Origin of the sequence: Flavobacterium ginsenosidimutans (genome assembly GCF_037478105.1) — a bacterium.
GTDB classification, from domain to species: Bacteria; Bacteroidota; Bacteroidia; order Flavobacteriales; family Flavobacteriaceae; genus Flavobacterium; species Flavobacterium ginsenosidimutans.
Map to the genome: position 1 here is coordinate 3,572,561 of NZ_CP147988.1, position 14,768 is coordinate 3,587,328.

General features: G+C 39.1%; 15 protein-coding genes. 7 read left to right on the forward strand and 8 right to left on the reverse strand.

The features are described from left to right. Positions 1–19: 19 nt before the first annotated feature. The 7 genes from V6624_RS15695 to V6624_RS15725 form a co-directional block, all read right to left on the reverse strand. Complete coding sequence (locus tag V6624_RS15695; RefSeq protein ID WP_338839291.1) at positions 20–358, reverse strand: molybdenum ABC transporter ATP-binding protein; 339 nt, start codon at positions 356–358, stop codon at positions 20–22. Between the two features lie 11 nt (positions 359–369). Further along, a complete protein-coding gene (locus V6624_RS15700) occupies positions 370–852 on the reverse strand; it encodes a hypothetical protein (protein ID WP_338839292.1) in 483 nt (160 codons plus the stop codon). Positions 853–872: 20 nt separating this feature from the next. Next, on the reverse strand, positions 873–1,250 hold the full coding sequence (locus V6624_RS15705) for a hypothetical protein (protein ID WP_338839293.1): 378 nt from the start codon (positions 1,248–1,250) through the stop codon (positions 873–875). A gap of 58 nt (positions 1,251–1,308) precedes the next feature. Continuing rightward, entirely contained in the window at positions 1,309–2,382 is a 1,074-nt protein-coding gene (locus V6624_RS15710; RefSeq protein WP_338839294.1) for a DUF932 domain-containing protein, read from the reverse strand. A 43-nt stretch (positions 2,383–2,425) separates the two neighbouring features. Then, positions 2,426–2,818, reverse strand: a complete 393-nt coding sequence (locus V6624_RS15715; protein WP_338839296.1) for a single-stranded DNA-binding protein — start codon at positions 2,816–2,818, stop codon at positions 2,426–2,428. 1,013 nt (positions 2,819–3,831) lie between these two features. Beyond that, positions 3,832–4,461, reverse strand: a complete 630-nt coding sequence (locus V6624_RS15720) for a response regulator transcription factor (RefSeq protein WP_338839297.1) — start codon at positions 4,459–4,461, stop codon at positions 3,832–3,834. Then, positions 4,454–6,457, reverse strand: a complete 2,004-nt coding sequence (locus tag V6624_RS15725; RefSeq protein ID WP_338839298.1) for a sensor histidine kinase — start codon at positions 6,455–6,457, stop codon at positions 4,454–4,456. Before V6624_RS15725 ends, V6624_RS15720 begins: the two co-directional genes overlap by 8 nt. 156 nt (positions 6,458–6,613) lie before the next feature. On the opposite strand from V6624_RS15725, the gene V6624_RS15730 reads away from it, so the two are divergent. From V6624_RS15730 to V6624_RS15760, 7 genes are all read left to right on the forward strand, one after another. After that, positions 6,614–7,225 carry a hypothetical protein gene (locus V6624_RS15730; RefSeq protein WP_338839299.1) on the forward strand — a complete coding sequence of 204 codons (612 nt, stop codon included), beginning with the start codon at positions 6,614–6,616 and terminating at the stop codon, positions 7,223–7,225. 4 nt (positions 7,226–7,229) lie between these two features. Next, positions 7,230–7,853, forward strand: coding sequence for a hypothetical protein (locus tag V6624_RS15735; RefSeq protein WP_338839300.1), 624 nt, complete (start codon positions 7,230–7,232; stop codon positions 7,851–7,853). Positions 7,854–7,896: 43 nt separating this feature from the next. After that, a complete protein-coding gene (locus V6624_RS15740) occupies positions 7,897–8,664 on the forward strand; it encodes a hypothetical protein (protein ID WP_338839301.1) in 768 nt (255 codons plus the stop codon). Between the two features lie 146 nt (positions 8,665–8,810). Beyond that, entirely contained in the window at positions 8,811–9,887 is a 1,077-nt protein-coding gene (locus tag V6624_RS15745; RefSeq protein WP_338839303.1) for a serine hydrolase domain-containing protein, read from the forward strand. Positions 9,888–10,285: 398 nt separating this feature from the next. Then, on the forward strand, positions 10,286–10,849 hold the full coding sequence (locus tag V6624_RS15750; RefSeq protein WP_338839304.1) for a DUF6624 domain-containing protein: 564 nt from the start codon (positions 10,286–10,288) through the stop codon (positions 10,847–10,849). A gap of 69 nt (positions 10,850–10,918) precedes the next feature. After that, on the forward strand, positions 10,919–11,920 hold the full coding sequence (locus V6624_RS15755; RefSeq protein WP_338839305.1) for an alpha/beta hydrolase: 1,002 nt from the start codon (positions 10,919–10,921) through the stop codon (positions 11,918–11,920). A 30-nt stretch (positions 11,921–11,950) separates the two neighbouring features. Continuing rightward, complete coding sequence (locus V6624_RS15760) at positions 11,951–13,156, forward strand: serine hydrolase domain-containing protein (protein WP_338839306.1); 1,206 nt, start codon at positions 11,951–11,953, stop codon at positions 13,154–13,156. Positions 13,157–13,292: 136 nt separating this feature from the next. On the opposite strand, the gene V6624_RS15765 is transcribed toward V6624_RS15760, so the two are convergent. After that, positions 13,293–14,543 carry a site-specific integrase gene (locus V6624_RS15765; protein WP_338839307.1) on the reverse strand — a complete coding sequence of 417 codons (1,251 nt, stop codon included), beginning with the start codon at positions 14,541–14,543 and terminating at the stop codon, positions 13,293–13,295. Between the last annotated feature and the right edge of the window lie 225 nt (positions 14,544–14,768).

A 14,768-nucleotide genomic window follows, 5' to 3' on the forward strand; every position in this document is an offset into this window, starting at 1 on the left:
ATAGTATGCTCTCTAATTGTTACTTACTGATTTCTGCTATTTGGTCAATCCTGCCAAAAACAATGCTTCTAAGGCTTGTCTTATCGGGGGCATTGTATTCAGCCCAATTGCCGTACTGCTTTACCACATAGGTTTTAAGAACATCTTCAAAACCGAAGCGATAACCCCGAAGGGGAACGGCTCCTTTGAAAAAAGCATTTCGGTTTACGGCTTCGGCAAGCCAGTTTTTTTCTTCTCGGCTCATCTTTTCGCCTTTGTTCAGTTTCTCCCTTAACTGATAGACCTTTGCATTTTGCAGGGTTTTCAATTCGGGTACATCGTGGCGGACAAACTTTGTGGCTATTACTGTTGTTTCCATTGCATCTGCTTTTAAGGTTGATGATTGGTTATTTTTCGTTCCAAAAGGGTTTCCAATATCTCGCAATCACTGTCGTAAGTTTCCCCCTCAAATTGATAGTTATCGGTTTCTTCATCGAACTCGTATTGCTCAAATTCTTTATTGTCCAAATAAATATCTGTGAGTACCTTGTCAGCAAAAGTTGTCCTGCCATATACGAGGTTTCCCATTTCCTCATAATCCTGTACAAAATCTACCTTATAGTATTCTGCTATCTTTTTCAAGACTTCCGCATTGGGTGACCACTTTGTTTCGTATTGGTATATGCCCGCGTCACCCTCATTCCAATAGATGTTAAAGAAATACCCTCCATCGGTGTCGGGAACAAAGTCGGGCAATTGTCCCTGCTCGTCTTTTTCTTCCTTTGTTTTCATTGTCTGAAAAAGCTGTTGTATCTGTTTGATTGCTTCGGGTTCTCCCTCGAACACAACCGTATTACTGCACCAATTCGCCATAATCTTTTCTTGTTTAAAGGTTATAAGTGTGATTTTTCAGCGGTGTAAATACCATTTTCATAGTAGCCGACAAGCCTTTCCCAAAGCCGTATCAAGCTGTTGGTATCTACATAGAAGTACTCGGTTCTATTGCAATAGATGATATATATCGCTTCATCTTTGTTTTGCTTTTCAAGGCTCTTGTCTTTAGCCATAATTTTGGCTTCTTCTATGGTTGTTGCTTTCATTTCGTCCTGTTTTACAGTGTTGGCAATCTTCACTATATCCACAATTGCACATTCGGGGCAACCCTCTGCGGTTTTTATCTGCTGTACAGCTCCCTGTTTTCCGCTTAGTGATACTACCGTCAGCGTTACCTTGCCTGTGTCGTGTTTCAGCGTTGCTTTGTAGGTTTCCATTGTCATAGCTGTTGTTTATAGTAGGCTACCACCGATTAAGGCGGTAGCCTGTTGTTATCTAATTAAGGTTTAGGATTTCCGCACCGTCTGTTGCAAAGGAGGTACACAGTTCAAATGCTTTCTGTGATTTGAGTTGGGCAGTACCACCCAATACAATGCTCTGTAGTTTGGCTTCATCGTTTTTGTAGTTGCGTACATTTTGGAAGTAGCCTGTAACAGCGTTGTACGCTCCGAACAAAGTGCCTTTTGTGGTTTGCATCTGCTGTGTGTCACTTATCATCGCATAAGTAAAAGCATCGTCAACGGTGTTTTTGAACAGGGTGGAAACTTCATCCTCCGCACCTTTTTTCAGCAAATCAAATGTTTCCTTGTTCGGGCAAAGTGCCAATTGGATTAACTTTCTTACCTCGCTGTCGGTTACCTTTACTTTAGCCCAATCGTTGAAAATGCCCTCTAACTGGTTGCTCAAAGTGTTGGCAAGTCCCATAATCTTGTGGGCGTTCTCGATACGTTGTTTTGCTCCCGAAGTGTGTTTGATACGGACTACATTGGTCATACTGCGCAAAGAAGCGTTCAGCGTATTTTGGCATACAATCCTGATAGGAGTAAATGCGGCTGTGATACTTCCGCTACCATCGTGCGAAGTCGTAAGGAAGATATATTTTTCTGTCACGTCATCGCCATTGCCTACACGGATATAGTCGGGCAGTTTGGCTGTAATAAAGATGCGTTCTCCGTTGCCCAATGCTCCTGCGGTTTCATATAAAATGCCCTCGCCACCACCTACAATAGCATCAAAGAAATTAAAGGCTTCACGGTTCTGTACGATATGGTAATCTTTGCCCACTACGCCCAATACTGCATTGTTATCGGTGCGGATGTTGGCGAAATAGTTGGGTACTTCCAATTCGCTACTGCCTATCTCTATGCCGTTAGCTGTTTCGATTATGCCCGAACCTTTGGTAAACAGTGGGGATTTTACGACTTCGTAATCTAACCCTGCGTATTTGATAGCTTCCTCGCTTGTTGGGTATTGCTCTACGATTTGCCCCAAACTGTGCCATGCCTTTTGTTGTACGCTAAAAAATGAATAACGTCCTGTTCTCTCGTTGAAATTGATATTATGTGCCATGATGCTTAAATTTTGATGTTAAAAAATGATTGAATACTCGTTGTTAAAATGGTAGGTCGTCCTCTGTGCCTTGTCCTGCTGTATTAGTGCTTGCTGTTTGTGCAGTAGCCTGTACAGTTTCTGATTTTTTGCCACCTCCGTGCAGTTTGATGTTTGAGGTATGGAAATTCAACCCTGCGTGTGCTTCGCCGTCATTACCTGTCCACGCCCTTGCACTTACCCTGCCTGTGAGTTCCACCAAAGTACCCTTAGTGAGTATCTTGGCTACGTTGGGGCTTATCCAGTATGAGCAGTCGAAATAGGTCGTTTGCTCTATGCGTTCGCCCTGTCTGTTACGGTAGCTGTCGTTTGTTGCTACTGAAAAGTTTACTACTTGTTTTTCCTGTGACGTTGTGCGTACTTCCGCATCTCTTGTCAGTCTTCCTGTGATGTTCATGATTTCTACTTTTTTGCGTTATTGAATTTGTTCTGATTTGATTTTTTAGATTTATTCGGCAATGAGAGGAGGTGCTGAAGTTTCGTTTCACTTTTTCCATTTCCAATGCTATATTTTTTCATATCTGACATTTTTTTTATTCGTCTAAAGAGCCGGAGTATGCTTTGTTTCGTTTCACGAGCATAAAAGGTTAGTGTTTAGCAGCAGCAAGGTTTTGTCAAAAAAATACTACCCCTGGGTGGAGATTTTTTTGCAAACCAGGAGGGCACGACCTTGCTGTTGCGTTAAGAACACGATCATACCTTTGCTCTTGAAATGGGACAAAACCAGCATACCGGTTCTTGAATAAAAAACACTGTGGAAGCCTATGGAAAAGGCATTGGGAAATGGTCTATGTGATTACAAAATCTGCATTCAGATAAAGCAGAATTTTTTAAAGACCCTTAACAGTTTTGAAGTATGGTGGCCTGATAAGCCACTTAAACGATACTAAAAAATGTAGTTGAGGAACAGAAGGGAGATTTTTTTTGTATGGTTTGTCAGTACATCCTGTTAAAGCTCTTTTATGGCATTGGGTGTATGCCGGAGAAATAAATGTGCTTTAAGGATTAGGTATAAGCATAAAAAAAGCAGGACATAATCCTGCTTCAAGCTGTAAATAATAATGCTGTTATATCGAAACCACTTTTTTCATTTCAATAAATGCAGCTTCCAATCCGGCGAATGCATGTGATACCGAATCCATATCCCTACTGATTTTTTGGCTTGTGATATCGGCAGAAATCTGTGCAGAAAAATTATTTTAATGCCTCATAATTATAGTCGGAGCATGTGAAAGGATGGATTCTATTTTGATATTACGCTTTCTAAATCAAATCACCTATATACTTAATGCTAATCGTATTGACTACATCTGAAACACATATTCTTTCTGCTATTCCCCGGAATTTTTTAATAAGAAATTAGTTTCTATAAAATAAAGATTAACGATTAATTCAACAAATAAAATAGGCCTACAAGACCTGTTGTTGAGTAGCTATCATAATGAGTTCCGCAACATTTTTGACCTCGAATTTTTGGAGCAGGTTCCTGCGGTGCGTATCGACGGTGAGCGGGCTTAGAAAGAGTTCCTCTCCAATAATCAAGCTGGTCTTTCCCTGGGCAAGAAGACCCAATATCTGTTTTTCGCGCTTGGTCAGCTGAGGGGTAGTTCTTAGCTGATTTTTTGTTGGCCGGCTCATGATCTCTATAACTTCCCTGCTGTAGCAGATGTTTCCTTTCATTGCCTGGGCTATACAATGCCTCAGTTCTTCCAGAGAACTGTTTTTTAATAGATAGCCGCTAGCGCCGTTTTGGATGGTCTGCATGATTATACTTCTTTCGGTATGGTTGCTCAGTATGAGTATGATTGTCTGTACCGATATTTTTTTTATCAATAAACAAAGATCCATTCCATTTATATCGGGCAGGGTTATGTCAAGAAGGATCAAATCCGTGGGATTTATTTTTATGTATGAAATAAGATCATTTCCGGAGTAAAATTCGGTTACTATATCTAAATTGGCTTCATTCTGAAGCAATGTTTTCAGGCCAGCGATCACTATTGGATGATCGTCTACTATCACGGTACGTAATTTATCCATTCAGAGCAGTGTTAAGTTCAATATTTACGGTCGTGCCATCGTTTTCAGAAGATAATATTTCAAGTTTTCCCTGTAAATATGCGATACGGTTTTTTAAGTTCTCCAATCCCATTCCTTTATTCTGGTCAAGTAAATTGAGATCAAAACCAATACCATCATCCTCAACAGTAATAAAGATGGTATCCACATTCTGACTGCACTGTACTAATATATTTTTTGCCTTCGCATGTTTAATGGCATTGGAAAGCAATTCCTGAACAATGCGATAGATATTGAGCTGTACATTTAGTGGAATGTCCCTTTCAATATTAAAGGCTTCATAGTTAATGTTGAGGCTTTCCTGCATATGGAATTCACAAAGGTCTTTCAAAGCTGTTTCCAGTCCAAACTTTATTAGGGTCTCAGGCACCATATTTCTTGCGATCCGGCGCAGTTCATTCACGGAGGTGTCCAACTGGTTTATGATACGGCTCAGATCTTTATCGCCGGAAACTACCGGATTAGTGTTTGACCAACCAGAAAGCCCTATTTTCACACCGGCCAGCATCCCGCCAAGACCGTCATGAAGATCCCTTGCAACCCTTTCCCTTTCCAGTTCTTCACCATCAAGCATTGCTTTAGTGACTTTAAGCTGCTGCTTTTGCTCCAGTTCCAAAAGCTGTTGTTTATAGTTTATTTCTTTCTGTTCCAGTAGTTTTCTTCTGTTGCGGGCATTAAGAAGAACGAATGCGAGCGTGCCCAGCAGAAATAGGCATCCAAGTCCCAGGAACCAGTTATATAGCCGTTCGTTTTTAGATTTCAAAAGAGCCTGACTATTCTGGGCCTGAAGGGAAACGATTTTTTGCTGATTCTGTGCAGTCCTGTATTTGGTCTCCAGCTCATTGATTTTTAACCTGGTCTGGTCGTTATTGATACTGTCACTCACATCCCGGTATTTGCTCAACCAAGTGTAAGCCTCTTTGTAGTCCTTTAACCGCTCACTGGTTTTGGCAATTTCTGAATAGATAACAGCCCTGTCATTGATATTGGATATGAGCGTACCCTCCTTAACTATATCCAGTAAAATAGAGCGGGCTTTTGCAAAATCTTTTTGTTCCGAATAAACATCATACCTGCGAAAGAAGAACTGCTGGTAAAGTTGTTTCTGGTTATATTTTTTAGCCAGGATGATACCTGTATTGATGCTGGCAAGCGCTTTTGTATATTGCTTTGTGGTGGTATAGAAAAGAGCCTCGTTATAATAATATAACGTGTTGTTCAACGATTCGGGAAAAGGTTGTAATAATCGCTGTGCTTTTAGCAATAAAGGTTTGGCCATTTCGGGTTTATGGTCATAACAAAAGATGCTCACGGCACTGAGATAAGCAAATAAAAGTTCTGTCGATCCAGGGTTCCCTTTCTCTAGTAATGTAATTGCTTTTTGGCTGTATGTAGTTGCCTTTGAAAACTGGTAGTTATTCATTAAGATGGTCGAGAGCTGAGTGTAATAGTGTGCAACTACTTTTGGGTCGCCAGTTTTTTCGGCATTGGGGATTGCTTTTTCAAGCGTAATTTTTGTAATGTAATCGTATCCCTTTGCATCCATGTTCATCAGCGCATAATTATACCATGCGGCAGCTCGCTTGGTATAGGCTTTCTTCGTCTGAAAATGGGCAAGTGCCTCTTCCGATTTCTTAAATGCAAGGGACGCTTTCGGGTGATCCCAACTGAAATAATACTGTCCTTCGTAAAAATATCCAAGGGCAGTATAATAGGGATTTTTTTTGGCATATTTTTTTCCGGCGGCGAGGTAGAATTTACTTTTGAGGGTATCTTTCATCTTCCAGTATTCCACAAGCAGGAAACTGGCATCTGCCTTTGAACTATCTGCCCTGCTTTGACGGAGGATACTTTGCAGACTGTCCAGATAGTGTTTCTCGTTAAGGGGAATTTGCTGCTGTGCATATATTTCAAATGATCCCAGTACAGCTAGTACAAATACTAATATTTTTCTCATTCTAAAGATGCTACTATCCAGTTTATTACCGGATTTAATTACCCTGTAAATATCTGCTTAAAATCAATACGATTTATACCATGATATTTAGCAGATAAAAAAATACTGAAAAACCAGTAGAAAAAAAGCATCAAAACAGGGTATTTAAAAACGCAGATGCTTGCCTTAGCTTTGAAGTACCATTTAAAAAAACATTTAACCATGAAAGAAATGAAGATGAAAAATATGGTAAGATTCAAAAGACTATGGGCATGTTTGTTTACCGTAGTTATCCCGCTGGCATTTTCGGCTTGCTCTAAAGATGAAGATGGAGGTAATGATGTTTCTACGGATTATTACTTCAGGGCTGCTATTGACGGAAGGAAGGTAGATTTCCACACGGTTAATTTTCAGGGCGGTGGGAATGACAATCGTTGGGAACATATTGTAGTGGGAGGTTATGAAACTTCTTATCCGGCTTCTGGCCAGCCTATTCCGCCTTCATTGGATTTCGAGATATGGAAGCTTGGAGGTAATATCGCAGAAGGCACGTATTCTACCGCGGTGGAGGAAAAAATGATCGCACGCTATGCCGTACAGACATCCGATGGAACGTTACTTTACAATACATCCTTCGCGAATGACGTTTTTACCCTAAAGATAGAAGCACTCGGTAAGCAGGACATTAAAGGTACATTTTCGGGTACCGTACGTAACATGGCCGGTAAAGCTATCAGTATTACGGATGGTTCATTCAATCTTCCTTATCAGACCATAATAAATCCATAATTATATGCACTTAAACAAATCAGTACTGTTGTTCCTGATAACCCTTTACGCAGTATCCCCTGCAAGGGCACAATATAAGGAGCCGGAGAAAAAAGATAAAATTGAAGCGATTTATCCGCAGGTCCCTTTTGATTCATTGCAAGCGAAACAAAAGCTTGCCAAAGGCACATCCACCATCAAGGGAATAGCTTTTACCAAAGCGAAAAGCAAATGGGGACTCAAAGTCGGGCAACGCATATATGCCAATCAGATAAAGGTTACCTTATTCCCCGTAACACCATATCTGGAGTCGTGGTATGCTTTGAGAAAGGAAAAAGAAAACCTGAGAAAAAGACGTTATGTCTATCTTTCCAAAGATGCCTACAGGTACAGGCTTGAAGCAATTACCAACAGTGACGGGGAATTTACGTTTCCCGATATGAAGCCGGGCAAATATTTCCTGCAAGGTTTTCTGGGCTATACGCATAATGGGACCTATAATGAATATACCGGATCAGGGTATAACAATTATGGCGGGCAGACCGACTACTATCAGCAAAAGAGCTATTCTGTTGACTATGAGGACAGGATCGAAGCATTTGTAGAGGTTAACCAGGATGGGGAAATTGTTAAGATAAAACTCAACTGAGTTTAATTTTTATTAAGGGAATGATCTACCAAACGAAAATATTATGAGAACATATCAAACACCAATTCGCCTGATTGTATTGTTAATGTTATTTTCCGGCATAAAAGCCCAGGCACAGCTCGATGGATTATTAAAAAAGGCAAAGGATAAAGGCGGGGAAATTATTGAAAAAAAAGGTGGTGCAAAGAAAACAGGTTATCATGCAAAAGATACCGGAAACTTTATAACAGGAGATTCGCTGATCTTTTCCGAAGATTTCTCAGGTACAAAAAACGGAGCACAAAGCAAGTTCAAAGGCACAGTTAATGTGGAAACGGTACAGGGGAATAGCGGGAAATGGCTGGCCTTACAGGATAAAACGACTTATAAATTCTCTAAAGCAATAATATACCCCAGGCAGTTTACCGTAGAATTTGATGTGCTGGCAACAGGTGAGAAGATAAAGGATATTTCGCCGATGTCATTTGGTTTTGCCACAGACAACAGCGCAGGGGAATACACCAGCAATGCAGGCGCTTATGTCGAATTCCATTATTATGATGGTGACCAGGTAAATTTTGGCAACAGCAGCCCTAAAAAATTCATCAATACCGCTTTTGACCTTTCTAATTATTTAAACCGCCCTTTACACGTAGTTTTAGCTGTAGACGGACAGCGGATGGCCGTATATCTGGACGGGCAAAAACTACAGGAAGGAATCTTCTTTAATCCCTCGGTTGCCAAAAACTTTTATTTTACCGCTCCATGGACCTATGAAAATGGTGCAAAAGTGCTTATCAGTAATATTAAAATCTATGGATCTAGAAAATAACTGCTTTCAGGTGTGGCTTGTAATATAAGAATATCCCGCAGAGGATTTGGCGATCAGAAAAGGTAAAAAATTACTATGATAACTTTATATTCTGTAACCAATCGCATTCTGACTGCGTCTAATTAAAGAAATAACTAAGTAAAAAAATGAAGAATATCAGTGTATCATTACTCTTATGGATATTTGCCCTAAGCTCATTTACCATCAAAGCTCAAAGCATTGAAAAAGCAGTCGATAGTTTAATCTCAAGAGATTTTAATGATAAGAATGCTCCCGGTGGTGTATTCATGATCGCACATCACGGAAAACCTGTGTATCAGAAGGCATTTGGAAAGGCAAACCTGGAACTAGGTAGTGATATGTCGGTAGATAATGTATTCGAGCTCGGCTCCATGACCAAGCAGTTTACCGCAGTGGCCATATTGATGTTGGAACAGCAGGACAAACTCAAGGTTGGAGACCGTATTTCGAAATATATTCCGGATTACCCGAATGGAGATAAAATAACCATACACCATTTGTTAACCCACACTTCGGGGATAAAGGACTTTACAAAGATGAAATCTTTATCAGACATTGCACAGAAAGAAATGACTCCCAAAATGATGGTTGATTTCTTTAAGAATGAACCTGTTGATTTTGCACCTGGTGAAAAGTTCGATTATAACAATTCGGGATATGTTTTGCTGGGCTATTTGATTGAACTTGTTTCCGGCGAAAAATATGAAGATTATATCAGTACACATATTTTCGACAAAGCCGGAATGTCCCAGTCCTCTTATGCCAGTGATCGGAAAGTTATCAAGAATAGAGCTTATGGATATCATAAGAAGGAATCTGGTTATGTCAATAAAACAGTAATCAGTTTCAGCGTTCCATTTTCATCCGGCTCGTTAATGTCGACTTTGTCCGATATGCTTAAATGGCAAAATGCGCTGAACCAAAATATTCTCCTTGATAGCATTGAAACGAAAAAAGCTTTCAGCAAGTATACACTAAACAACGGCGATTATTTTACCTACGGTTACGGATGGCATCTCAGGGACATAGATAAAGTGCCAACGCGTGAGCATGGCGGAAGTATATTCGGATTTAAGACGATGGCTGTCTACATACCAAGTGAAGATATTTACGTAGTAGGTTTTAGCAATTGTGACTGTAATTCTCCAACACAAGCGGTAAAGGACATTGCCGAATTGACCTCAAAAAAATCAAAACAATAGATATCTGCCTATGGGAATAATTCATGTTTTCATCTTTATTCTGCTGTCCAATTTTACAATGGCTCAAAATTTTGTAAGCGAAAAAGCCGAAATTAGAAAAGTTGTTCAACAGTTTAAAGAAAGTCTCATCAAAAAAGATCCAGCAACCTTTTATAGTCTGTTCCATGAAAATCCCGTAATATGGATTGGTGTTCTAAAAAACAGGATCCAACAAAAATGACTGGCAAAAAATCCTGTGAATACAAAAAATTCCTCAATTCTATACTAGAAAAAGGCAAATGAATATTGGTATCTTATAAAAGCCGAAGGCAAATGGAAAATCGTGAGTGTTATTTATTCTTACGAGAATGCTGATTTTTTATGAAAGCAGGAAAACAATAGGTAAGAAAATTAAAAGTATGAAAGATAAATTCTCTGAAGAATTGGTACAATTGGCAGAAAAAGATTTGCTGATGAGGGAAAAGTTATTGGCCATAAACAAACTTTCTGACGGATATCATCCTGAAATGGAAAAATTGCATAAAGAAAATGCCCAACGTCTAAAAGAAATAATCAAGGAAATTGGTTTTCCAACCATCTCAAAAGTGGGGGAAAAGGCAAGTGATGCTGCTTGGCTTATTGTTCAACATTCGATAGCAGAGCCCGAATTTATGAAAAGTTCTTACAAACTAATGCTGGAAAATTCGGCGGATGTTAATTTGAAGCATCTAGCATTTTTATTTGACAGGATTCAGTTTTTTCAAGGGAAGCCACAGAAATTTGGAACTCAGCTTAATTCAGATGGCACAATTTATCCGGTTATCAATAAAAACGAAATCAATGGGCTAAGAAAAAAAAATCATCTGCCAGAGCTTACGCAAGAAAAGATTGACAGTATCCTTCCCATCGAAAGTATTGAATTCATTGAAAATCAAAACGCGGATTATATTATATGGCGAAAAAAAGTTGGATGGAAAAAATAAAAAAGATACCCAGGAAAATACACTGATGTAATAAAAATCCAAACCAAAATGTCTTAATATAAAAAAACAATGAAAAGAATTCTCAGATGGGCAAAACGGATAGCTTTGGCATTAATCTCCTTTGTGATATTGTTACTCATTGCAGGATTTATCTTCGAAAGGAAATCCCGACATGATGCCGAAAAGATTAATCCTGACGGAAACTTTGCAGTAGTTGAAAATCATCGCCTGCATTATTACAAAAAAGGAAACGGCGGACCTACCGTTGTTTTTGAAACCGCATTTGATCCAGCAGGACACCTACAGTGGTACAATATCCAAAAAGAATTACCAGTTTCTTATACGAGTATTTCCTATGACAGGGCAGGAATTTTGTGGAGTGAAAGAGGAAAAAATCCAAAGTCGGGAGTAAAAATGGCGGAAGAATTACATCTTTTGCTGGAAAAAGCGGGATTGCCTAAACCTTATATTCTAATTGGGCATTCATTTGGCGGAACGCTTGTCCGGTTTTTCGTCAACAAATATCCTAAAGATGTTGGAGGTGTAATATTTGTGGACAGCCAATGCCCTGATGATGAAAAATATCTTTCACCGGAACTTTTCAAAATGGTAAATCAGGGACTGCCAAGTGGTTTTCTAAAGTTTGCAAACACTTTCGGACTTGCCAGATTGATGTTCAAAGATATGTTTCCGAGCGGTAAAGAATATGAATATCAAAATTCCATAATGCCCGCTCTGCTTTACAAAAGTGCCGATGCCGTGTTAGAGGAGCAGGATCAGATGGGCTCGATAAAAATAGAGGCATCTAAAATAAAATCTTTCGGCACTATTCCTCTTGTTATATTGACAGCAGCAGATGACAATCGCTATGAGAATGTTATAAAAGAAAAAAAAAATAAAATGGAAATGATAAATGCCTGGAATAAAATGCAAAAAGATTTTTTACTACTTTCGTCAGACAGCAAACAAATCTTAGTACCGAACAGTGGTCATTATATCAACCAGGAACAGCCAAAAGCTATTGAAAACGCAATCAACGATATGGTATTTAAAATATCAAATCCAAAATAACATGATTCGTAATATTAGAAGTAAGTGACAATGCAATTAAAATTAGTAACAGTAGTTCTATGTATTTTGATCTGGACAAATAACCTATTTGCGCAAAATAAGGGCGTGAATGTTTCCTTACAGATCGATAGTATCCTTCACAAAAAGATGGCCGAGAGCGGTATCGTTGGCCTGAGCGCTGCAATTATTGTAGACAAGCAAGTTGTCTGGAAAAAAGGGTTTGGTTTTGCCGATAGAGAAAACAATAAACCTTTTACTACCTCTACAATAATGAACATTGCATCCATAACTAAAACAGTGACGGGGGCTTGCCTGATGAAAGCTGTTGAACAAGGCAAGGTTTCACTTGATGAAGATATCAACAGGTATCTGCCATTTAAGATCGTGAATCCATATTTTCCGCAGGATCGTGTAACACTACGGCACCTTGCAACCCATACTTCGGGCTTAACAGATAGGTATCCGTTTTATACGGATAGTCTTTACATTAATGGGAAAGACTCCCCGGAGGCTTTGGGCGATTTTCTTAGGAATTATTTCGTGGCGGGAGGCAAGTATTATTCAAAAGAGAATTTTCTGGATCATAAGGCGGGTACTTTCCGCGAATATTCAAATATAGGTACGGCACTCGCTGGCTTTATTGTGGAACAGCACACCGGACAGAAATTGAACGAATACAGTAAACGTTACATATTCAAGCCATTAAAAATGGATCATACAGGCTGGTTTTTATCAGAAATCAACCTCAAAAAACATGCGAAGCTGTATGTGAAGGAGGATGCTGGTGTCAAGAACATCGAGCTATATGGATTGACGACCTATCCTGATGGTGGTGTACACACCTCAGTAGATGATCTGTCCAAGTTTTTTATCGCTCTGCTGAATAATGGAAAGTATAAAAATACCAGAATTCTCAAAGAAGAAACTGTCGGGCAGATGTTGGCCTTTCAATTTAATGAAAAGAACAAGCCGGAAAACATCGACCCCAAAGACCTTAATTCAGGTATATTTTGGGCTACAAAGATGGGCGGAAAACGAATTGGACATAATGGCAGCGATCCTGGGGTTAGGACATTTATGCTTTCGGATTTAGATAAAGAGGTGGCTGTAATTATGTTCTCAAATACATCCCTCACTGAAAAAGAGGAGGCTAAGTTTTTTAATATCTATAATGAACTTTATAAATACGGACAGAGAATCAAGTGGGATAAAGATTCTATCTTACTTGGAAAGTAAATAAATATGAAAATTTTCAGGAGAAATCATGCGAATGGTATCAGAAAGTAAGGAAATCACTTGCTTCTCTGACTTTAAAAAGACAATAATAAAAAACAAAAGCAAGACCTAGACCTGCTTTTGTTTTTTGTGAAATCTATATTACTTCCAAAAAGCCGCTTTCCATTGCTTTGAATTTATCTGACACCATATCCATATCCTTACTGATCTTTTGACTGGTAATCTTGGCATAAATCTGTGTGGTGGAAATGTTTTTATGCCCCATCATTTTGCTAAGACTTTCAAGTGGTACACCCTCCGTTAAAAACATAGTAGCGAATGTGTGACGTGCAGTATGGAAGGTTATCTTCTGTTCGGTAATAATTTCTGCTTCTTCTATTAATTTCTTTACGTGGTTATTGCATGTTGCGTTCGAGGGTACGGGAAATACGTGATCGTTACGGGTAAATCCCCTATATTTCTCAATGATACGTTTGGGTATTTCCAATAACCGGACGTTAGAAGCCACATCCGATTTTTTTCTTCTGCTAATGATCCATTGATGACCATCAAAGAATGACTGTATATTGCTCCATTTTAACTTTTGGATATCTATATAGGATAGCCCAGTAAAACAACTGAAAATGAAGAGGTCTTTTACGATTTCATATTTAGGTTTCGACGGCTTTAAACGCATCAACTTCTCTACATCCTCTTTTAGAAGATAGCTGCGATCGGTTTCCTGCATACTGATTTCATAATCCTCAAAAGGATTTTGACGTATCAGCCCTTTTTTAATAGCCAGGTCTGCCAGAGCAATTACCGGCATTGTATAAACCCAAACTGTATTGTGCGTGCATTCCTTGTCTATACGCAAAAAGAAGTCGAACTCCCGGATAAAATCTGAGGTAAGTTCCCTAAAGGCCAAATCATCCCTGTGATACCTTTCACGGATGAATTCACATAGATGGTTGAAAACGGTCTTGTATTTATTGTAGGTATTTTGAGAACGCTTTCCTTTACTGACCATTCTTTCAAAATCCTCATTTTGGTCCTTGAATACTTTGAGGATGGCATCCTCCATAACACCAACCCCCAAAAAAGACAGCTTGACTTTTTGTGCGGTTGCAAAGCCTTCATCTTTGAGCATATCATCATAAATCTTATTGATACGTACCCGTATATTATCCAACTTAAGATTGATACTTAACGCCTGGGCACTTTTACCCAGAACTCTTCCATGCTTTAAATCCCAGTTGTTGGGGTTGATGTCTAATTTGGCACTAAAGGATTTTGGCGTTCCGTCAATGGTGATACGCCCCATAATAGGGACGTTCCCGTTCTTCTTAGGTTCATTCTTCTTTAGGTAGAAAAGCAGTTTGAACGTGGATCTTTTTTCTTGTTCCATAACTCAATTGTTTAACGTTTAAAATTAACTTTCATTGAGTTACAAGGGAATATGAAAAACGATGCAAATGACTGAAATATAGACTTTTAAATCATTTTCAATTTAGGTGTAATCAGTAATGATTTAGTAACCTAACCATGTCATTTTTAGCTCAAAACCTGTCGGACACTCACTTCCAAATTTTGCCTCACGTTTTATAAACCACTGTATAGTAACGGTTTTAAC